Source organism: Pseudomonas sp. RIT-562, from assembly GCF_026241895.1.
Taxonomy (GTDB): domain Bacteria; phylum Pseudomonadota; class Gammaproteobacteria; order Pseudomonadales; family Pseudomonadaceae; genus Aquipseudomonas; species Aquipseudomonas mandelii_F.
In genome coordinates this window covers 1-20,619 of sequence record NZ_JAPJIV010000039.1, presented here as the reverse complement: position 1 = coordinate 20,619, position 20,619 = coordinate 1, and the positions used below count along the sequence as shown (strand labels likewise).

Sequence of the window (20,619 nt, the reverse complement as noted above, 5' to 3'; positions counted from 1 at the left end):
CGGGCCGACCAAGGCATCAAGCCGGCGCGCTGCGCTGGTCTGGGTGTACACATCTCTCCTCTGTATGGGGCATTTAAACTGTTTGCAGCGCAACAGCAGTTGGGCAGTTTGCAAACTAAACGACAATTAATCTGCCAATAAATGCATATAGATATAATTGTTTGTTGATTATGGATCTGGTGCATTTAAGTCGTTGTTGTCGCTATCCCCTGTGTTGTAAGGCCGTCCGCAGTCCGCAACTAACGCCCGCTTGAGTTTCTTTATCACTGGCATGCTCAGTGCATACACCCACTCAAAGATTCAATTCCCAGGTAACCACTCCAAGGATGTGTCATTGAGAACGGTCTTCAAACTCTGCGGCATTATCGCGCTATATAGCGCGCTAACTGCCTGCTCACCCCCGTCATCACCTCAGCCCGGCGCACAGCATGCCGACGGGACGATGAGTAATGGCGTGGTGACTTATGCGGCGACGGATTTTCATGAGCCTGCGACCGGGCGCAACGGCGGCACCCTGAAAGTCTCTGCGGCTTCCGATGCCGGCAGTTTTGATATCCATGCGTTGTCCAACGGCAATATCCAGTGGCTGGGGCGCATTCTGTTTGATTGCCTGGTGTATCAGGACGAGGCGGGCAATATCAGTCCGTGGCTGGCGCGGTCCTGGGAGATTTCCGACGACGGCAAGACCTATACCTTTCACCTGCGGGACGACGTGACGTTCAGCGATGGCGAGAAATTTAATGCCGCGGCGCTGCAGACCAATCTGGAACACATGCGCGACCCAGCGACGAAGTCGCCGTTGGCGGCGGCTTATATTGCGCCGTATCTGGATGGCAAGGTCGTCGATGAATACACCTTTGAAGCCCACCTGCGTGAGCCCTATACGCCATTTCTCGACGTGCTGGCCCAGTCCTGGTTGGGGATGATCTCGCCCAAGCAGATTCGCGAAGCGCCGAAGAGCATCGCCACGCAACCGGTCGGCAGTGGGCCATTTGTGCTGCAAAGTTATTCCCGGGATCAGGGCGCGGTTTTTGTTAAGCGTGCGGGGTATCACTGGGCGCCTGCGGTCACGCGGCATGTGGGTGAGGCGTATCTGGATCGCATCGAACTCAGCTATGTGCCCGAAGCGATGATCCGTTTTACTTCTCTGGAGTCCGGGCAATCGGACTTTGCCCTGGATGCGCCAGCGCAAAATGCCGCGGCGATTCGCGCCAATCCGGGGCTGGTGATGCGCAGTCGGATTCGCAAGGGCAATCCGAGTCGCAGCATGACGTTCAACGTCGAGCAGGCACCGTTTGATGACGTGCTGGTTCGCCGCGCGGTGGCCAAGGCGATCGATCGTGAAGGCCTGGCGTGGATTTCCGGGTTCGGTGAATTTATCAGCAAGGCCGATCTGCTGGCGGCCAACACGCGTTTTTATCAACCCGACAGTGACGCTCTGGCCTATGACGTCAACGTCGCCAATGCGCTGCTGGACGAGGCGGGGTGGACCGGGCGCGATGCCCAGGGCTATCGCAGCAAAAACGGCCAGCGCCTGCAGGCCACCTTGCTGGCCTACGACAACCCGGCCTTTCCGGCCAGCGTGTCGGTGGCGATCCAGGCCGATCTGAAAAAGGTCGGCTTCGACATGCCAATTGAAATGCTGCCGCTGACCCGGGTCACGGAGAAGCGTTACGCCGGTAAATTCCAGGCCATCGCCTCTGGTTATTGGCACACCAATACCCCCGACGGTTTGTTCGTGCTGTATCACAGCCAGTCCATCAGCACCGCCAAACTGATTGGCCAGAATGCCGGGCGTTTTCGCGATGCCGAGCTGGATCGGCTGCTCAGTGCGGCGCGTCGTTCCAGGGACCCGCTGGAGTTGCAGGCGCTGTATCGCCAGGCGCAGCAACGCCTGGTCGAAACGGTGCCGGCGGTGCCTTCGGTGGAAAGCCAGGTGCTGACCGCGTATGGGCAGCAGGTCAAAGGAGTGATTTTCGACACGTCCCACAACGTTCCGTTTTTCACCAGTATCTGGCTGGACCGGGGGCAACCATGAGCCTGCTCAAGCGAGTTGCCCTGCGCCTGCTGGCCGGTATCGGCGTGTTATGGGGGGCGGCGACCCTGACGTTTCTGGCGGTGAATTTCAGCGGCGGCGACACTGCGCTGGCGATCCTCGGCGGCCCGGACGCCTTGCCCACCCCGGAATTGCTGGCCAGGGTGCGCGCCGAGTACGGGCTCGATCAGCCACTGATCGTGCAATACGGCGATTACCTGCTGCGCCTGGCTCACGGCGACCTGGGTGAGTCCTATCGCCTGCGCATCCCGGTGGCCCAGGCGATTGCTGAACAGATCGGCGCGACCCTGCAACTGTCGGTCAGCGCGGCAGTGCTGGCGGTGGTGCTGGCGCTGGTCTGCGCGATCCTGACGGCCAACCGTTCGCGCTGGGTGCGCTCCTTGGCCTCCGGCAGCGAACTGGTGATTTCCTCTGCGCCTTCATTTGTGATCGGCATCCTGCTGTTGCTGGTGTTCTCTTTTCACTGGCACTGGTTGCCACCGTCCGGCTCGGTCGGTTGGCGCTCGCTGATTTTGCCCTCGGTGGCCCTGGCGTTACCGGTGGCGGCGGTGCTCACGCAGCTGCTGCGCCAGTCCCTGGAAGACACCCTCGAACAACCCTTTATCGCCATGGCCCGTGCCCGTGGCCTGTCCGAAACCGCCGTGCGCCTGCGCCATGCCTTGCGGCATGCGCTGGTGCCCCTGGTGACGCTGGCCGGGTTCATTTTCGCCAGCCTGCTGGGCGGTGCGGTGGTGATCGAATTGCTGTTCGCCCGCCAAGGCCTCGGCCGCCTGATGCTTGATGCCACCAGCAACAAGGACGTGCCGATGGTGCTGGGGGTGACGCTGCTCGCCGCGGCGGTGTACGTGGTCGTCAACCTCGCTGTGGATTTGATCAACCGCTGGATCGACCCTCGGGCGGATCCAGCGTGAGTGCCTCTGAAAAAGGAAAAACCATGAATGCTTCGATTTCCCCGCAAGTGACTCCACAAGTGACTCCACCAGTGACCCTGCAAGTGACCGATGCACTGCTGCGCCAGCGATTCGCCGACGCATTTGCGCGCATCGCCGAGACCGCAGTTGCCCGCGAACAGCACCGGGAATTGGCCCATGAGGCACTGGGCTGGCTGCGCGCAGCGGGCTTCGGTGCATTGCGCGTGCCGGTGGCGCAAGGCGGCCTGGGGGCCAGTCTGCCGCAGCTGTTTCGCCTGTTGATTGACCTGGGTGAAGCCGACTCGAATCTGCCGCAGATCGTGCGGGCGCATTTCGGTTTTGTTGAAGGCCGGTTGTCCAGCCGCGACCGCGATTCCCAGGACTACTGGTTTGCCAAGGTGGTCGACGGCCAGCTGTGGGGCGCGGCCATGGCCGAGCGCAGCGACACCACGCGCAACTCGGTGACCCTGAGTGCGGTGGAGCCGGGCAACGACCAGGCAGGCTGGCTGCTTGACGGTGAGAAGTACTATTGCACCGGCACGCTGTACGCGAACTGGATTGCTGCGGTGGCACTGGACGGTGACGATTTTGTCAGCGTGGCGGTGCCGACGGATGCGCCGGGCGTGACGGTGGAGGACGACTGGGACGGTTTTGGCCAGCGCCTGACGGGCAGCGGCACCACGCGCTTCAGCGGGGTGAAAGTGCCGGCGGGGCACATCGTTCGGCGCTTCAAAAAAGACGAGTTGCGCGCCGAATCGTACCTGACCGCGTTCTACCAGCTGTTCCACCTCGCCACCCTGGCCGGCATTGCCAACGCGGTGCTGCGTGACGCCACAGAGTTCGTCCAGGGCCGCACCCGTGCCTTTGGCATTCCCGGGCAGTCCAGCCCCAAGGACGATCCGCTGGTGCAGCGGGTGATCGGACGGCTATCCAGCCTGGCCTATGCCGCTCGGACCCAGGTGCTGGCGGTGGCGCAAGTGCTGCAGGAGGTGCATGACGCCGAACAGGGCGGTTATGCCGCCGAGGCGCATTACACCGAGGCGGAAATTCGCGCTTATCAGGCGCAGCAGATTGTCCTCGAACAGGTGCTGGAGGCCACCACCTTGTTGTTTGAAGTGGGCGGCGCCTCCGCCACCAGCGAGTCGCGACGCCTTGATCGGCATTGGCGCAACGCGCGCACGCTGGCCTCGCACAACCCGGCGATCCTGCGCGAGCGCGCGCTGGGCAATTTTTACCTCAACCACATCAGCCCCAACGCCGCCTGGCGCCAGCTGCAGGCAGCCGATGCCGGGCAGCAGGCCGGTGGCGCCCGTGACGAAGCGAGTGCCGTATGAGCAAAGTATCGAGCAATTCCCGTGAAGGGCAGATGAGCCTGGGCATGAACATCCTCGGCTTCGGCGCGCATTCCGGCGCGTGGCGTGCGGCGGAAGTACCCGCCACGGCGTATCTGGATGTGGAGTACTACCGCAACATCGCGCGGATCTCCGAGCGCGGATGCCTGGATGCGATCTTCCTCGCCGACGGCCCTGCGCTGGGCGGCGATGTCGCCAGCCAGCCCGCCGGGCGTCTGGAACCGACGGTGTTGCTCACGGCCGTGGCGCTGGCGACCCAGCGCATCGGCGTGATTGCCACCGCCTCCAGCACCTACAACGACCCGTTCAACATCGCCCGGCGCTTTGCTTCGCTGGATCACATCAGCGGCGGGCGTGCGGCGTGGAATGTGGTGACCAACGCCGGTGATGCGGCGGCACAGAATTTCGGCCTCGCCGGTGCGCCATTGCACGTTGATCGCTACGCCCGCGCCGACGAATTCATCGACGTCACGGTCAAGCTGTGGGACAGCTGGGAGGACGACGCGATCATCGGCGATGCGCGCTCGGGGCGCTTTGCCGACCCTTCAAAAGTCCATGCCATCGACTTCGTCGGCCAGCACTTCAGCGTCAAGGGCCCCTTGAACGTGCCACGCTCGCCACAGGGGCGGCCGGTGCTGGTGCAGGCCGGTTCGTCCGAGGGGGGCAAGGCCCTGGGGTCGCGGTATGCCGATGCGATTTTCACCACCCAGACCACCCTCGAAGACGGGCAGTTTTTCTATCAGGAAATGAAAGAGCGCGCCCTCGGCTGGGGGCGTAATCCGCAGCACCTGAAGATCATGCCGGGCCTGTCGACCGTGATCGGCAGTACCGAGGCCGAGGCCCATGCGCGGTTCGATGAGCTCAACGCCTGGCACGGTGAACACGGGTTGCTGGAGCAGGTGGCCGGGCGGATCGGCATCGCTGCCAGCGAGCTGGACCCGGACGCGCCGCTGCCGTGGGAGCGCATTGGTGCGGTGGCCGATTTCGAGCGCGGCTCCCAGGGTTTTCTTGAAGCGCAGTTGAACCTGGCACGCCGGGAAAACCTGAGCATCCGCCAGCTGTCGCGGCGCATCCTGGTGGGGCATCGGTTGCTGGTCGGTACTCCCGAACAGGTCGCCGAGACCCTGGCCCACTGGTATCTGGCGCACGCCGCAGACGGCTTCAACATCATGCCGGACATGTTCCCTTCAGGCGTCGAGATCTTCGTCGACGAAGTGGTGCCGCTGCTGCAGAAGCGCGGCCTGTTCCGTCACGAATACACCGGCAGCACCTTGCGCGAGCACCTTGGCCTGCCGTTTCCGACCAATCAATACGCGCTGCGGGCCTGAGCCCCGGCGTTTCTCTTGCTTCAACAAAAGGATCAATCATGCGTTACCGTCAATTGGGCAACAGTGATCTGCAAGTCAGCGTGCTGGGCTTGGGCACCATGACCTGGGGCCACCAGAACACCGAAAACGATGCTCACGAGCAGATCGATCTAGCGCTGGCCGAAGGGATCAACTTCATCGACACCGCCGAGATGTACCCGACGCCGACCCAGGCCGAAACCTGGCGCACCACCGAGCGCTACATCGGCAACTGGCTGGCCCGCAGTGGCCGGCGCGGCGATGTCGTGCTAGCCAGTAAAATCGCCGGCCCGGCACGGGATCCCGCAGGGCAGAAGCATATTCGTGATGGCCTCAGCCGGCATGATCGGCGCAACATTGTCGAAGCCCTGGACGGCAGTCTCAAGCGCCTGAACACCGAGTACCTGGACCTGTATCAACTGCATTGGCCCGATCGCAAGACCAACTTTTTCGGCCAGCGTGAATACCCTTACCAAGAGGATGCCGAGAGCGTCGCCATCGAGGAAACCCTCGCGGTGCTGGCCGAGCAGGTCAAGGCCGGCAAGGTGCGCCACATTGGTGTGTCCAACGAAACGCCGTGGGGTGTGGCCGAGTTTCTTAAACAGAGCGAGCGCCTCGGGCTGCCACGCATCGTCAGCGTGCAAAATCCCTACAGCCTGCTCAATCGCCTGTACGAGGGCGGTCTGTCGGAGTTCAGTCATCGCGAGGGCGTCGGCCTGCTGGCGTATTCGCCGCTGGCGTTTGGCGCGCTCACCGGCAAATACCTGGGCGGCGCGCGGCCCGAAGGTTCGCGGCTGTCGTCGGTGTATCGCACCTTCAACCGGTATGACAGTGCTTCGGCGCAGGAGGCCATCGCCGGTTATGTGCAGCTCGCCCGTGAGCACGATCTGAGCCCGGCGCAGCTGGCACTGGCGTACGTCATCGACAAGCCCTTCGTGGCCAGCGCCCTGACCGGGCAGACCAGCCTCGCGCAGTTACGCGACAACCTCGGCGCGCTGGACGTCACGCTCAGCGACGAGGTGCGGGCGCAGGTCCAGGCTATCCACCAGCGTATTCCCAACCCCGCGCCCTGACGTGAGGCGCGCAGACTGACTCGGCTCAACAAAAGGAAAGGTGCATGGCGCAGACAATTGCGACGGTGATCGTGGGACCGGCGGCGGGCGAGGGCGGTTATCGTCCGTTGCGCCTGGCCAGGCTTGGCCAGTTGCGCCCGGGTTTGTGGCTGTCCGGGCTGTTCGTGTTGCTGTTGCTGCTGGCGGCGGCGATGCCTGGTGCGCTGGCGCCCTTTGATCCGCTGGACGCGTCGGCGCGGCTGGCGTTCCAGCCGCCCAGCAGCCTGCATTGGCTGGGCACCGATGAAAATGGTCGGGATGTGCTCAGCCGCTTGATTTACGGGGTGCGCTCCTCGTTGTTCATGGGCCTGGCCGCCACCGCGCTGGGCCTGGCGTGGGGCGCGTTGCTGGGGCTGCTGGCGGGCCTGGGGCCACGCTGGCTGGATGCGGCGCTGATGCGCGGGATTGACGTGCTGCTGGCATTTCCGGACCTGCTGCTGGCGCTGGTCATCATCACGTTTTTCGGCCAGGGCACGGCCAATCTGATCCTCGCGGTTGGCATTGCCGGGGTTCCCCGTTATGCGCGGCTGGTGCGCGCGCAGACGCTCAATGTGCGCAACGCTGGTTATGTCGAAGCGGCGGTGACCCTCGGCCAGTCGCAGCTGGCGGTGGTGCTGCGGCATATCCTGCCCAACGCGTTCAAACCGGTGCTGATCCTCGCCACCATTGGCATCGGCGGGACCATCACCGCCGGTGCCGCCTTGAGCTTCCTCGGCTTCGGCGCACCGCCGCCCGCGCCGGAGTGGGGCGCGATGATGGCGATCGGTCGCAGCTTCCTGGCGAACGCGCCATGGCTGGTCGCGTGGCCGGCACTGATCATCACCCTCACCGTTGTCTCCATCAGCGCCATCGGCCGCGAACTGCTGCGTCGCAGCGAAGGAAAACCTCTATGAATGCGAACATCCAGGCCCTTGGCCCGTTGGTTGATATCCGCGATCTGACGGTGCGCTTCGGCCACGCCGAGCCGGTGCTGCATGGGGTCAGTCTGCAGCTGCATCGCGGCGAGTGCCTGGCGTTGGTGGGCGAGTCGGGCTCCGGCAAGAGCGTGACCGCGCGGACCCTGGCCGGGCTCACCGGCAAGGGCGCGCAGGTGCACGCTGCCAAGCTGGCGTTCCAGGGCATCGACCTGCGATCGCTGCACGAGCGCGACTGGCAGCGTCTGCGCGGCGCGAGCATTGGCTTCGTCATGCAGGACGCGCTGGGCGCACTGGACCCGTTGCGTCGGGTCGGCGCGGAAATCGAAGAGCCGCTGTCTCTGCACACTTCATTAGATCTGCAGGCGCGGCGTTTGCGCGTGCTGGAATTACTGCGTGACGTCGGCGTGCCCGAACCGCAACTGCGCGCCAGCCAGTACCCCTGGCAGCTGTCCGGTGGGTTGCGGCAACGGGCGTTGATCGCCTCGGCCATCGCCTGCAATCCGCGGCTGATTATTGCCGACGAGCCCACCACGGCCCTGGATGCGACAGTGCAGGCCCAGGTGATTGCCCTGCTGGAGAGCCTGCGCGGGGAGGACAATGCGCTGTTGATGGTCAGCCACGATCTGTCTGTGGTCTCGCGCCTGGCGGATCGAGTGGCCGTGATGCGCCATGGGGTCATTGTCGAGCAGGGATCGACCGAACAGGTACTTCAGGACCCGCAGCACCCGTACACCCAATCACTGCTGCGGGCGGCCAGGGCGGTGCATTTCCAGCCGGTGCGCCGGCTGCTCGCGGTGGTCGAGCCAGAGGCTGAAGCCGTGGGTGAGGTGTTGCTCGAAGCCCGTGGTCTGACCAAGTCGTTTACCGGCCCGGACCAGCGTCGGCGCACGGTGCTGAACCAGGTGTCGTTGCAGTTGCGCCGTGGCGAGACGTTGGGAATCGTCGGGGAATCGGGTTCCGGCAAGACCACCTTGACCCGCTTGATCCTCGGGCTGGAAACCGCCGACGCTGGCGATGTGTGGCTCAGCGGGCAACGCTGGGCAGCACTGGATGCCACGCAGAAACGCCAGGCGCGGCGTGCAGTCCAGGTGGTGTTCCAGGACCCGCTGAACTCCTTCGATCCGCGTTATACCGTGCAGCGGGTGCTGTTCGAAGCCCTGGCAGTGGCGGGGCTGCCGCGTCGGGACTGGCGCGGCCGGGCGGTGGAGTTGCTCGACCTGGTGCGCCTGGATGCCAGGCTGTTGGCGCGTCGGCCCATTGAACTGTCCGGCGGACAGCGTCAGCGCATCGCGATCGCCCGGGCGTTGGCCTCGCAACCACAAATCCTGATCTGCGATGAACCGGTGTCGGCGCTGGATGTGTCGGTGCAGGCGCAGATTCTCGAATTGCTCGACGACCTCAAGCGTCGCCTGGGCCTGGCCTGCCTGTTTATTTCCCATGACCTGGGCGTGATCAATCATGTGAGCGAGCGAGTGCTGGTGATGAAGGATGGCGTGGTGGTGGAATCCGGCTCGGTACGCACGGTGTTCGACCGTCCGGCGCATGCCTATACCCGCGCGCTGATCGACGCGATCCCGACCCTGCAAGCCGAACGTGCGCCAGTGGAGGTCTATCTGCAGCTGGCGATTTGAGGCGCACTGTTGGGAGCTGCCGAAGGCTGCGTCCGCGTGCGTAGCAGGCGCTGTGTTTGGCTTTGGAATGCAGGGGGCCGCTTCGCGACCCGACGCAGGCTTCGCCAGCTGCTACAAGGGTTGTGGCGTAAGGGCTTTTTGTAGCAGCTGCCGAAGGCTGCGTTCGGTTCGGGCCGCGATCGGACCTAGCAGGCGCTGTGTTTGGCTTTGGAACGTTGGGGGCCGCTGCGCGACCCGACGCAGGCTGCGCCAGCTGCTACAAGGTTGGTGGTGGATGGGCTTTTTGTAGCAGCTGCCGAAGGCTGCGTTCGGTTCGGGCCGCGATCGGACGTAGCAGGCGCTGTGTTTGGCCGACGCAGGCTGCGCTAGCTGCTACATGAGTTGCATTGAACCCGCTGCAACTGTTGGCCTATCAACACCTGCTGGACACATTGTTCTTTCTGGCCTCGCGCAGACATCCGATCTGCACCGAAAACCCCCTGTTTACTGGCGAAAAAAACCCGGCATGCCTTGTGCAATAGCCCTGTTCCCGGACTATAGGCATCAGGACCCATGCGCATACTTGCCCCTTATCTGACACCTGACGGCAGCCGATCCAGCTCGGCGCTCAAGCATTTCCCCAGCCTTGGAATCGCTGCGCTGTGCAGCGTGTTGATCGGCTGCGGCCAGGGCGAATCCACAGTTGCGCGCAGCGCTCAGCCGGTCAGCGGCGGGACGCTGGTGTATGCCACTGACCGCGAACCCACCTGCCTCGATCCCCATGTGGGTGGAGACATGCCGCAAGTGTTCGTCGCACAGCAGTACCTCGATTCCCTGGTCTCGATGGACGAAGAAGGTCGCATCGGCCCCTGGTTGGCCACGCGCTGGGAAGTCTCCGCCGATGGCCTGGCGTACACCTTCCACCTGCGTGATGACGTGCACTTCACCGATGGCACGCCGTTCGATGCGGCGGCGGTCAAGGCCAACCTCGATCACATGGCCAACCCGAAGACCCAGTCGAGTACCGCCGGTGGCTACATTCGCCAGTACCGCAGCACCGATGTGGTCGATGCGCACACGGCGGTCGTGCACCTGGCGACGCCCTATGCCGCCTTCCTCGAAGTGCTGGCCCAGGGCTTTCTCGGCATCCAGTCGCCCACGGCGCTGACCCGGCCGCGTGATGTGAACTGCGAAAGCCCGGTCGGCAGCGGGCCGTTCAAGGTGGTGCGCTGGGACCGCCAGAGCCAGGTCGAGCTGGTGCGCAACCCCGATTACAACTGGGCGCCGCCCACCGCCAAACACCAGGGACCGGCCTGGCTTGAGCGCATCGTCTGGAAGTTCATTCAGGAGCCGTCGGTGCGCTTTGCTTCGCTGCAGGCCGGCGAGGTCGATGTGATCGAAGCGCTGCCGCCCGAATCCCACGAAGCGGCGCGGCGCAATCCGGACTTGGCGCTGATCATCGCCCAGCGCCCGGGCAACCCCACCAACGGCACGCTGAACATCACCCGTGCGCCATTCAATGACCTGAAAGTGCGCGAGGCGTTTGTGCGCAGCGCCGATGTCGAGGGGGCGTTGAAGAGCGTGTACTTCAATGAGTTTCCGCGTGCCGGTGGCCCGCTCAGTTCGGCCACGCGCTTCTACAGTCCGGACTTCCAGCATGCCCAGGATTATCAACCGGCTCGGGCCGCACGCCTGCTCGACGAAGCCGGCTGGACCACACGCGACGCCGAGGGCTACCGCACCCGCGACGGCAAGCGCCTGCAGGTTCGCGTGATCATGGGCAACCGCACCCCGCCCTCGGAATACACCCTGTGGGAGCAGGTGCAGGCCACCACGCGCCTGGCCGGTTTCGAGCTGATCGTCGAACAGATGAGTGACGTGCAGAGCACCAAACGTCAGGCCGACTGGGATTACGACATCCGCCTGGGCTACTGGAACACCAACACCGCCGACGTGCTGCGGATCATCTTCGGTGCGGATTTCATCAGCCCGGCCGGGGTGGGTGGCTATCACCAGAACACCGCCGGCTACACCGACCCGGTGTTCGAAGGGCTGGTGCAGGGTGCCTTGACCACCCAGGACGCCGAGCAACGTCGAGCCCTGTATTACCAGGCGCAGCAACTGGCTTCCAGTCAGTACCTGCAACTGACCACCTACCCGCAGAGCTCGCGCCTGGGCATCTACAAGACCACCCAGGGCGTGCGCCTGGAGCCTTCCCTGGCAGTGACCTACCTCTACGACGCATGGGTGAACAAATGACGAGTGAATCCTTGGCCAATGAACTGCCCAACCCGGCTCGCGAACGCTTGGTTCGCCTGGGCCGTCGCGCGCTGTGGCGTGTCCTGGGCGGCGTGCTGGTGCTGTGGGCGGTAGCGACGCTGACGTTCTTCGCCCTGCGCCTGATGCCGGGTGACCCGGTGCTGGCGATCCTCGGCGGACCGAGTGGCAATCCAACCGCAGAAACCATCGCCGAGGCCAAGCGCGAATATGGATTGGACCAGCCCCTGGCGGTGCAATACGTGCTGTATCTGGGCCGGCTGGTCCAGGGCGACCTGGGCGTGTCCTATTCCCAGCACCTGCCCGTGACGCGAGTGCTCGCCGAGCAGTCCTGGCCGACGCTGCAACTGACCATCACCGCGCTGGCGCTGGCGTGGATCCTGGTGCTGGCGCTGACCGTACTGACGGCGGGACGTCGGCGCTGGGTGTCGAACCTGGCGTCCCTGGCCGAAACGTTGTCGGCAGCGCTGCCGCACTTCTGGCTGGGCATCCTGCTGCTGGCGGTGTTCGCCTTCGGCCTGCGCCTGTTTCCGCCGGCCGGCAGTGATGGCTGGCGCACCTTGGTGCTGCCGGCGGTGGCGCTGGCGATTCCGTTGGCTGGGTTCATCGCGCAGGTCACCCGCGAGTCGCTGGAACTGACCCTCGATCAACCTTTCGTGCTCACCGCCCGTACTCGCGGCCTCAGCGACACCGCCGTACGTTTCCGGCACGCGCTGCGGCACGCGGTGTTGCCCGGCATCTCGTTGTCCGGCTGGGCCATCGGCGCGCTGATCAGTGGCGCGGTGGTGATTGAAGTGATCTTTTCCCGCAAGGGACTGGGCCGCCAGTTGTACCAGGCGGTGCAGGCTCAGGACCTGCCGCTGACCATCGGCATCAGCCTGGTGGTTGCGGCTGGGTATGTGCTGGCCAACATTCTCGTCGACCTGCTGTTCCTGTGGGTCGACCCTCGCCAACAGGAGCAGGCGCCATGAGTCAAATCACCCTCGATGCAGCGCTGCCTGGCATTCGCCTGCAGCGCACCGCGCGCAAATGGCGCATCGGTCCGTTGCTGGCCTTGAGCTTTCTCGCGTTCCTGATCGTCGCGGCGCTGCTGCCGCAGTTGTTCGCCCACAGCGATCCATTGGCGATCGTGCCGCACGATGCCTTCCATCCGCCCGGTTGGGCGCACTGGTTCGGCACCGATCAGTCCGGGCGCGACATTTTTTCCCGAGTGATCCACGGCACCCGGCAATCGCTGTTCATCGGTCTGGCTGCCACCGCGTTGGCGATGAGCATCGCCATCGTCCTCGGCCTGCTCGGCGGCCTGGGCGGCGCGTACCTGGATCGCGGAGTCGGCTGGTTGCTGGAAATCCTCTTCGCTTTCCCCAGCCTGATTCTCGCGCTGCTGTTCGTGGCGGTGTTCGGCAGTGGCATTGGCCCGCTGATCGTCGCCACCGGCCTGGGCGGTGCGCCCGGTTATGCGCGGATGGTGCGCGGCCAGGTGCTGGCGGTGCGCAATGCCGGTTACATCGAGGCGGCCAAGGCGCTCGGGCATCCGCCGCTGCGAATCATCACACGCCAGCTGCTGCCCAACGCGATGCGGCCGCTGATTGTGACGCTCACCATGGGCGTCGGCCAGGCCATCGTCTGGGCGTCCGCCTTGAGCTTCCTGGGCCTGGGCGCGCGCCCACCGGCGCCGGAGTGGGGAACGATGCTGTCGATGGGGCGCGACTTCATCGCCAATGCCTGGTGGCTGACGTTCTTCCCCGGGCTGTTCATCGTGCTGACCACGCTTTCCACCACGGTCGCTGGCCGTTACCTGCAACAACGCCTGGAGGGTCGTCTGACATGAGTGACAAACATCTGATCGTCGAAGGCCTGTGCATCGAGTTCGCCGGCCAGCCAGTGGTGCGCGATTTGTCGTTTACCTTGGCACCGGGCAAGACCCTGGCCCTGGTCGGTGAGTCCGGTTCCGGCAAGAGCGTCACCGCCCGCAGCCTGATTGGCCTGGCAGGGTCGGGGGCACGGGTTAGCGCACGCACCCTGAGTTACGGCGGCCAGGACCTGCTGGGTTTGTCCGAGCGCGGCTGGCGCGGGCTGCGCGGCAAGGGCATCGGTTTTGTCCTGCAGGACGCGCTGGTGTCGCTGGACCCGCTGCGCCCGGTGGGCAAGGAAATTCTCGAGGTGCTCAAGACGCATAACTGGGGTGATCGGCGCAGCCGCGCCGAGCGGGTGATCGAGCTGCTGGAAAAAGTCGGCGTGCCCGAACCGCAGCTGCGCGCGCGGCAGCGTCCTGATCAATTATCCGGCGGCCTGCGCCAACGCGCGCTGATCGCCAGTGCGCTGGCGCTGAGCCCCGGCCTGGTGATCGCCGACGAGCCGACCACGGCGCTGGACGCCACGGTGCAGGCGCAGATTCTGCAAGTGCTGCAAGAGATCAAGGCACGCGGCGATTCGCTGCTGATCATCAGTCACGACCTGGCAGTGGTCGCCCAACTGGCCGATGAGGTGCTGGTGTTGCGCCACGGCGAAGTGGTCGAGCAGGGGCCGATGGACCAGGTTCTGCGCAACCCGCGTCATCCGTATACGCGCACGTTGCTCGATGCAGTGCCGGCTGAGCATGCGCGGGGCACGCGGCTGTCACCGCAGCGCAGTACCGTGGTCGCAGCGCCCCGGCCAGGTACGGATTCAACCGTGGTGTTGCAAGCCACGCAATTGGGCAAACGTTATGTCGGGCCGGATCAGCAAGCGCGCCAGGTGGTTGATGGTGTGAGCTTCGAGCTGCGTGCCGGGCGCACCCTGGGGATCGTCGGCGAGTCCGGTTCCGGCAAGACCACCGTGGCCCGCATCGTCCTTGGTCTGCTGGAACCGGACGCGGGCCAGGTGCAGTTTCTCGGCCAGCCCTGGTCCGGAGTGGGCCAGCAGCGGGTCGAAGAACAGCAGCGACGCCTGTATCGACGGGACATCAGCGTGATCTACCAGGACCCGCTGAGCTCGTTCGACCCGCGCTGGAACGTCGGGCAAATCCTCGCCGATGCGCTGGATGTCGCCGGTATTGCCGGTGAGCAGCAGAGCGCGAGAATCACAGAGTTATTGACCCAGGTGCGCCTGCCCAGGGAGCTGGTCTCCCGTCGTCCGCTGCAACTGTCCGGCGGCCAGCGTCAGCGCGTGGCAATCGCCCGGGCGATTGCGAGTAACCCCAAAGTCATCATCTGCGACGAACCGGTCTCGGCGCTTGATGTGTCGGTCCAGGCCCAGGTGCTCGACCTGCTGGCGGACCTGCAAGCGTCTCTCGGCCTGGCGTATCTGTTCATCTCCCACGACCTTGGGGTGATCCGTCACGTCAGCGATGAAGTGCTGGTGATGCGCCACGGCAAGGTCGTCGAAAGCGCCGCGGTGGAGACGCTGTTTCATCGCCCGCAGCATGAGTACACCCAGCGCCTGTTGGGTGCGGTGCCGCGTCTTCCGGGCGCTGGCGTCACCCTGGTCGTACCGCCACTGGAACCGGAAAACCCGGGGTGGCTGTTCGACGAATCCCGGCTTTGGAAAATCGCCATTTAAGCTCGACTTGAACAAGGAATTGCCATGACTACGTTGACTGCCGTACCCAAGACTCCGGTTGCCTCGGTGCAGGAACTCAATGCCCGGGCCGACCAGTTGCTGCCACTGATTGCCGCCGGCGCGGCGCAGCGCGAGCGTGATCGGCAACTGCCGTACGAGGCCGTGGCGCAGATCGCCAAGGCGGGGCTGTTCACCACCCGCATCCCGACCCGGTTTGGCGGCGCTGCAGGCTCGGTCAAGGAGGTGATCGGCTTGCTGATCCGCATCGCCTCGGCCGACTCCAATGTCGCCCAGGCCTTGCGCCCCGGATTCGGCTTTATCGAGGGTTTGCTGGCCTCTGGCGCCCAGGGGGCGGAGGGCGAGCGCGAGCGCTGGTTCGAGCGCTACCTGCAAGGTGCCGTGGTCGGCAATGCCGGCTGGGAAGTCGGCGGCGCGAACGGTTCGATCAGCGCGCGCATCGTGCGTGACGGCGAGCATTACCGGGCCACCGGCAGCAAGTACTACAGCACCGGTTCGTTGTATGCCGATTGGGTCAGCGCCGTCGCCCTCGACGAAAACGAGCAGCCGGTTTCGTTCATTCTGCCGCGTGATCGCCAGGGGCTGGAGTTGCTCGACGACTTCGATGCCATGGGCCAGCGCCTTACCGCCAGTGGCACCACTCATCTGCATGATGTGCTGGTGCGCTCCGATGAAATCCGCACCCGCACCGTGGAGGAGGGCAAGCGCACCATCGTCACGCCATTCCTGCAGCTGTTTCTCGCGGCGGTGCAGGCCGGGATCGCGCGCAATGCGTTGAACGATGCGGTGGCCTTTGCCAACGAGCATGCGCGACCGATCAAGCACAGCACGGCCGCGCGGTCGGTGGACGACCCCTACGTCGAACTCAGTGTTGGCGACATCTCGGCCCGCGCATTCACGGCCGAAGCGGTGGTGCTGCGCGCAGCCGAGGCCATCGACCGGGCCTGGGCCAGTGACCTCGATCCCCAGGCCGTGGATGAGGCGGCCATCGAAGTCGCCCAGGCGCAATACATCGCGGCCGAGTCGGCGCTCAAGGCGGCAGAGCTGGTGTTCGACGTCGGCGGCGCTTCCACCACTGGCCGCGCGCACAACCTCGACCGCCACTGGCGTAATGCGCGGACCGTGGCCAATCACAATCCGCGGCACTGGAAAGCCGCTGCGGTGGGCGCCTGGCAGTTGAAAGGCACGCCGCCGCCGACTTCCGGACTGTTTTAAGCGTTGGCTGGACTCGCACCATTGAACCGGGCACCGCAGGTGCCCATTTTTGCCTGAAAGCTGCGCGGCCACAGGCGTCATTCAGGAATGCCATTGGTCATGACTTGGTCCTTTTCATCGCTCCCACCCACCGATCGCCGCAAACATCATTGGAATGTGCAGCACTTGCCTGCGACGCCCGGGGCGTTCGTGGGATTTTTCATTGGCAATTTCAAGGGCTGGTACGTGGCGATCCTGCTGCTGCAGATCGCCGCGGTGATTTGCAGCCTGTTGATTCCCTGGGGCCTGGGGCAGATCACCCGCACCGTCAGCAACGGCCTGGAAGCCGAGCGGGCATTTGAAGTGCTGCAGTGGCCGCTGACGATGTTCGGCGCACTGCTGGTGCTGGAGGTGCTGTTTACCCGGGCGGCGGCCGGCTGCCATATCCATGTGCTGCCGTTGCAGCGGCGCACGGTCACCCATGTGGTGTTCGCCTACCTGCAGAAGCACTCGCACCGATTCATCAGCAACGAGTTCGCCGGCGCCCTGGCGCACCGGGTTTCCGAGGTCGCGATGGGGGTCAACCAGACCCTGAGCATCCTGCTGTTCGACCTGATCCCGTTGCTGGTGACCCTGAGCCTGGCCACGGTGCTGCTGTGGACCGCATCGCCGCTGCTGGCGCTGTTCATGGCCGGCTGGTCGCTGCTGTTTATCGCCGTGTGCTACCTGCTGGCCCGGCGCAGCCATCCACTGGCGCAACAGTACTCGGCTGCGCGCAGTACCAGCTCGGGCAAGGTGGTGGATGCAGTCTCCAACCTGGCCAACATCCGCCTGTTTGCCCGGCACGCTTTTGAACACAGTTATCTAGGGCGCTTTCTCGACAAGGAAGTGGCGGCGGCCTATCGCTCCCTGGGCTACATGGAAAAGATCCGCTGGTTCCAGACCAGCTGCGGTGTACTGCTCAAACTGGGATTGTTGCTGTTGGCGCTGTACCTGTGGCGCAACCAGCGCATCGATATCGCCGCGTTTGTGATGTCCACCAGTCTGTCGCTGCTGATCATCAGTGACGTCGGCAACCTGTCTCGACGCTTTCTCGAGTTCTTCGAGGCCACTGGCAACATTGCCAATGGCGTGCGCACGCTGATTCGGCCCCATGAGGTGATCGACCGCCCCGGCGCAACGGCTTTGCAGGTCAAGCGCGGCGAAATCGAGTTTCGTGAAGTCGGCTTCAATTACGGCGCCGACCAACCGATTTTCCAGCGCCTGAACATCGTGATTCCGGCAGGGCAGAAGGTCGGTTTGGTGGGCGCATCGGGCTCGGGAAAATCCACGCTGCTCAATCTGCTGCTGCGTTTGTACGACGTGCAGCAGGGCGCGGTGCTGATCGACGGAGTCGATGTGCGCGACGCCACGCAGCATTCCCTGCACCAGCAAATCGGCCTGATTCCCCAGGAGCCCGGCCTGTTCCACCGCAGCATTCGCGAGAACATTCATTACGGACGCCTGGATGCTTCGATGGACGAAGTGGCCGAAGCGATCCATCGCGCCGGTGCCAGTGAGTTTATCGCCAGCATGGAGGACGGTTACGAGTCGCTGGTGGGGGAGCGTGGCGTCAAGTTGTCTGGCGGCCAGCGGCAGCGCATCGCGATCGCCCGGGTGCTGCTGAAAAACGCGCCGATCCTGGTGATGGACGAAGCGACTTCGAGCCTGGATTCGATCACCGAGCGCTTTATCCAGGACAAACTGGACGAAATCATGGAGGACAAAACGGTGCTGGTGGTGGCGCATCGTCTTTCGACCGTTGCCCACCTGGACCGCATTCTGGTGTTCGACAAGGGCCGGGTGATCGAGGACGGCAGCCACGACGAATTACTGCTTCAGGGTGGGCAGTATTTCCGCTTGTGGAGCCGGCAATTCAGTACCGAGTCGGATGCAGCGCTGGCCTGACTGTTGGGCGCGCAACAGTGCTTGGGCAATGTGTCCTGATCGATGCCGCTGCAGGTGCGTATTTACCTGTTTTTAATGGGTTTTAGCCTGGCACGAAGGCTGCAAAGTCCAACGTCGAGCGCGACTATACGAATAGATGCTCCAAACCATCATCAGGCCAGGGGTACCCATCAATGCAGCATAAATTCAAAGCGCGCGCGCGGCGGCTGGATTCGTTAACGGCGGCGTCCAGTCTGGGTCTTGTATGCCTGCTGTTCCAGGGCACTGCCGTCGCAGCGCCGAACGATCCGACGCTCGCTACCGTAGTCGTCAACGGCGCCCAGGCCACTGAAGTGCAGAAAGCCGAAAGGGAGCTGAAAAAAGTCGCCGGGCAAACGGCGGTGGTCGACAACCGCGAGATCGAGCGCGGCCGGGCGGCCAACGCCGAGGACGTGCTGGCGCTGCAACCTGGGGTCTTTGCCCAGGCTACCAGCGGCTCCGGCGCCAACAAGATTTCGATCCGCGGCTCGGGGCTCAATACCTTCTATCAGGGCTACGTGCTGGGGATCAAATTCCTCTACGACGGCTTGCCGTTGACCGGGCCAGGTGGCACCCAGGAAGACATGCTCGACATGGCCTCGGTGGATCACACCGAGGTTTTGTACGGCGCCAACGCCTTCAATTATTCAGCCTTGTCCCTGGGCGGTGCGATCAACTTCGTCAGCAAGACCGGGCGCACCGACCCGGGCAACTACGCGCGGTTCGAAGTCGGCAGCTTTGGCTACCGCAAACAGCAGTTGAGCACCGGCGGGGTGGTGGACAACAGCGATTACTACGTGAGCGTGCTGCACAATGAGCGCGACGGTTATCAGGACAACACGCCCAACGAAGGGCAGGGCATCGTTGCCAACTTCGGCCACGTATTCAACCCCAAGCTGGAGACCCGATTCTTCCTGCGCTATCGCGAAGAAACCCTGACCCAGGGCAACACGCTGACCAAGTACCAGCTCAAGCACGACCCCAAAAGCAACAACGTGCCGACCGGTCGACGCAAGGACGGCTCGACCCTCCTGGGCAACAAGACCACCTACACCTTCGACGACAATTCCAGGCTGGAAGTGGGCCTTGGCTACAATAACTATCCCTTGTACAACGGCTGGCGCTACTCCGCCACGCCCCAGGACTGGCGCTCCAAGGACATCAGCCTGACCCTGCGCTACCTGCGCTCGGGTGATACTTTCCTCGGCCTGCCCAGCGACAGCACGCTGACCTTCAGCAACACCCGCGCGTACCTGGCGGATGTGAAATCCCATGCCAAGGGTACCGATATCAAGCTGCAGGAAACCAACTACACCGGCTCGCGCGATACCGTGTTTTCGCTCGGTAATGAGCTGCAATTGGGCGAGCGCACCTGGCTCTCCAGCGGCCTGTCGTTCATCGACATCAAGCGCAAGGCGCAGATCGAATACACCACCGGGACCAATACCAGCGAATTTCCCAACGGTGTCGAATACACCGAGCACGACATCGCCCCGCGCATCGGCCTGCGTTATCAGCTGACCCCGGAATTCGAGCTGTTCGGCAATGTCAGCCGTTCGATCGATCCACCGGTGACCTGGCAGCTGGGCAGCACCGGCACGCCTTACATCCGCGACGTCCGGCCGCAGAAGGGCAACACCGTGGAGTTCGGCATTCGTGGTGGGCACGGCGTATTCGATGGCAGCCTGACGGTGTATCGCTCGTGGATTCAGAAAGAGCTGTTGTCAGTTGTGGTGCGCCAGGCGACTGCCACCCAGGACCAACTGGTGGCGACGTCCAACGGCAGCAAGACGATTCACCAGGGCCTCGAAGCGGGGCTCAATGCGCTGCTGTGGGAGGGGCGCAACGGCGACTCGGTGACCCTGCGCCAGGCCTACACCTTCAACGACTTCCACTATCGCGACGACCCGACGTTCGGCGATAACCAGCTGCCGAGCCTGCCACGCCAGGTCTATCAGGCCGAGCTGCAATACCGCCAGGACAGCGGCTTCTACGCCCAGCTCAACGCCCGCGCCGCTTCCAGTTACTACGTCGACTTTGCCAATACCCTGAGCGCTCCGTCGTACACGGTATGGGGCGCGAAAGTGGGGTATGAGGCGCCCAGCAAGAAGTGGGAAGTGTTCCTCGACGCGCGCAACCTGACCAATGAGCGATATGCCACGGCGGCCAACACCGCGTATGACGCCAGGGGCAATGACTCGGCCAATTTCTATCCGGGGGATGCGATCAACGTGACGACGGGGGTGGCGTTTCGGTTTTAGCATTGAAGATGTGGGTCGGATTTGTGGCGTGGCGTAATCCTTCGAATACCTGCGCATTCT

14 protein-coding genes are annotated in these 20,619 nt (G+C 64.0%); all 14 read left to right on the top strand.

All coding sequences use genetic code 11. The features are described from left to right. Positions 1-442: 442 nt before the first annotated feature. The 14 genes from ORL50_RS28430 (at position 443) to ORL50_RS28365 (ending at position 20,559) form a co-directional block, all read left to right on the top strand. Entirely contained in the window at positions 443-2,038 is a 1,596-nt protein-coding gene (locus ORL50_RS28430) for an ABC transporter substrate-binding protein (protein ID WP_266020001.1), read from the top strand. Further along, positions 2,035-2,967: an ABC transporter permease gene (locus tag ORL50_RS28425; protein WP_266020000.1), complete on the top strand. Its 933-nt coding sequence runs from the start codon at positions 2,035-2,037 to the stop codon at positions 2,965-2,967. Before ORL50_RS28430 ends, ORL50_RS28425 begins: the two co-directional genes overlap by 4 nt. 23 nt (positions 2,968-2,990) lie before the next feature. Beyond that, complete coding sequence (locus tag ORL50_RS28420; RefSeq protein ID WP_266019998.1) at positions 2,991-4,301, top strand: acyl-CoA dehydrogenase family protein; 1,311 nt, start codon at positions 2,991-2,993, stop codon at positions 4,299-4,301. Next, a complete protein-coding gene (locus ORL50_RS28415) occupies positions 4,298-5,647 on the top strand; it encodes an LLM class flavin-dependent oxidoreductase (protein WP_266019996.1) in 1,350 nt (449 codons plus the stop codon). Before ORL50_RS28420 ends, ORL50_RS28415 begins: the two co-directional genes overlap by 4 nt. A gap of 38 nt (positions 5,648-5,685) precedes the next feature. Then, entirely contained in the window at positions 5,686-6,738 is a 1,053-nt protein-coding gene (locus ORL50_RS28410) for an NADP(H)-dependent aldo-keto reductase (protein WP_266019994.1), read from the top strand. A 44-nt stretch (positions 6,739-6,782) separates the two neighbouring features. Beyond that, the gene (locus ORL50_RS28405) at positions 6,783-7,670 is read left to right on the top strand and encodes an ABC transporter permease (protein WP_266019992.1); all 888 of its coding nucleotides are present in this window, start codon (positions 6,783-6,785) and stop codon (positions 7,668-7,670) included. Next, positions 7,667-9,325, top strand: a complete 1,659-nt coding sequence (locus ORL50_RS28400) for a dipeptide ABC transporter ATP-binding protein (RefSeq protein ID WP_266019990.1) — start codon at positions 7,667-7,669, stop codon at positions 9,323-9,325. The genes ORL50_RS28405 and ORL50_RS28400 overlap by 4 nt, the downstream gene beginning before the upstream one ends. 552 nt (positions 9,326-9,877) lie before the next feature. Then, the gene (locus ORL50_RS28395; protein ID WP_266019988.1) at positions 9,878-11,563 is read left to right on the top strand and encodes an ABC transporter substrate-binding protein; all 1,686 of its coding nucleotides are present in this window, start codon (positions 9,878-9,880) and stop codon (positions 11,561-11,563) included. Next, positions 11,560-12,552, top strand: a complete 993-nt coding sequence (locus ORL50_RS28390; RefSeq protein ID WP_266019985.1) for an ABC transporter permease — start codon at positions 11,560-11,562, stop codon at positions 12,550-12,552. The genes ORL50_RS28395 and ORL50_RS28390 overlap by 4 nt, the downstream gene beginning before the upstream one ends. Then, positions 12,549-13,412 carry an ABC transporter permease gene (locus tag ORL50_RS28385; RefSeq protein WP_266019983.1) on the top strand — a complete coding sequence of 288 codons (864 nt, stop codon included), beginning with the start codon at positions 12,549-12,551 and terminating at the stop codon, positions 13,410-13,412. Before ORL50_RS28390 ends, ORL50_RS28385 begins: the two co-directional genes overlap by 4 nt. Then, positions 13,409-15,121: a dipeptide ABC transporter ATP-binding protein gene (locus ORL50_RS28380; protein ID WP_266019981.1), complete on the top strand. Its 1,713-nt coding sequence runs from the start codon at positions 13,409-13,411 to the stop codon at positions 15,119-15,121. The genes ORL50_RS28385 and ORL50_RS28380 overlap by 4 nt, the downstream gene beginning before the upstream one ends. Positions 15,122-15,145: 24 nt before the next feature. Continuing rightward, positions 15,146-16,354, top strand: a complete 1,209-nt coding sequence (locus tag ORL50_RS28375) for an acyl-CoA dehydrogenase family protein (RefSeq protein ID WP_266019979.1) — start codon at positions 15,146-15,148, stop codon at positions 16,352-16,354. Between the two features lie 99 nt (positions 16,355-16,453). Next, on the top strand, positions 16,454-18,280 hold the full coding sequence (locus ORL50_RS28370) for an ABC transporter ATP-binding protein (protein ID WP_266019977.1): 1,827 nt from the start codon (positions 16,454-16,456) through the stop codon (positions 18,278-18,280). A gap of 173 nt (positions 18,281-18,453) precedes the next feature. Further along, the gene (locus ORL50_RS28365; protein WP_266019976.1) at positions 18,454-20,559 is read left to right on the top strand and encodes a TonB-dependent receptor family protein; all 2,106 of its coding nucleotides are present in this window, start codon (positions 18,454-18,456) and stop codon (positions 20,557-20,559) included. Positions 20,560-20,619: the final 60 nt, after the last annotated feature.

Excerpts from the sequence above, each read along its gene's own strand:
- ORL50_RS28430 (WP_266020001.1), top strand. The coding sequence starts at position 443 with ATGAGTAATGGCGTGGTGACTTATGCGGCGACGGATTTTCATGAGCCT.
- ORL50_RS28425 (WP_266020000.1), top strand. The coding sequence starts at position 2,035 with ATGAGCCTGCTCAAGCGAGTTGCCCTGCGCCTGCTGGCCGGTATCGGC.
- ORL50_RS28420 (WP_266019998.1), top strand. The coding sequence starts at position 2,991 with ATGAATGCTTCGATTTCCCCGCAAGTGACTCCACAAGTGACTCCACCA.
- ORL50_RS28415 (WP_266019996.1), top strand. The coding sequence starts at position 4,298 with ATGAGCAAAGTATCGAGCAATTCCCGTGAAGGGCAGATGAGCCTGGGC.
- ORL50_RS28410 (WP_266019994.1), top strand. The coding sequence starts at position 5,686 with ATGCGTTACCGTCAATTGGGCAACAGTGATCTGCAAGTCAGCGTGCTG.
- ORL50_RS28405 (WP_266019992.1), top strand. The coding sequence starts at position 6,783 with ATGGCGCAGACAATTGCGACGGTGATCGTGGGACCGGCGGCGGGCGAG.
- ORL50_RS28400 (WP_266019990.1), top strand. The coding sequence starts at position 7,667 with ATGAATGCGAACATCCAGGCCCTTGGCCCGTTGGTTGATATCCGCGAT.
- ORL50_RS28395 (WP_266019988.1), top strand. The coding sequence starts at position 9,878 with ATGCGCATACTTGCCCCTTATCTGACACCTGACGGCAGCCGATCCAGC.
- ORL50_RS28390 (WP_266019985.1), top strand. The coding sequence starts at position 11,560 with ATGACGAGTGAATCCTTGGCCAATGAACTGCCCAACCCGGCTCGCGAA.
- ORL50_RS28385 (WP_266019983.1), top strand. The coding sequence starts at position 12,549 with ATGAGTCAAATCACCCTCGATGCAGCGCTGCCTGGCATTCGCCTGCAG.
- ORL50_RS28380 (WP_266019981.1), top strand. The coding sequence starts at position 13,409 with ATGAGTGACAAACATCTGATCGTCGAAGGCCTGTGCATCGAGTTCGCC.
- ORL50_RS28375 (WP_266019979.1), top strand. The coding sequence starts at position 15,146 with ATGACTACGTTGACTGCCGTACCCAAGACTCCGGTTGCCTCGGTGCAG.
- ORL50_RS28370 (WP_266019977.1), top strand. The coding sequence starts at position 16,454 with ATGACTTGGTCCTTTTCATCGCTCCCACCCACCGATCGCCGCAAACAT.
- ORL50_RS28365 (WP_266019976.1), top strand. The coding sequence starts at position 18,454 with ATGCAGCATAAATTCAAAGCGCGCGCGCGGCGGCTGGATTCGTTAACG.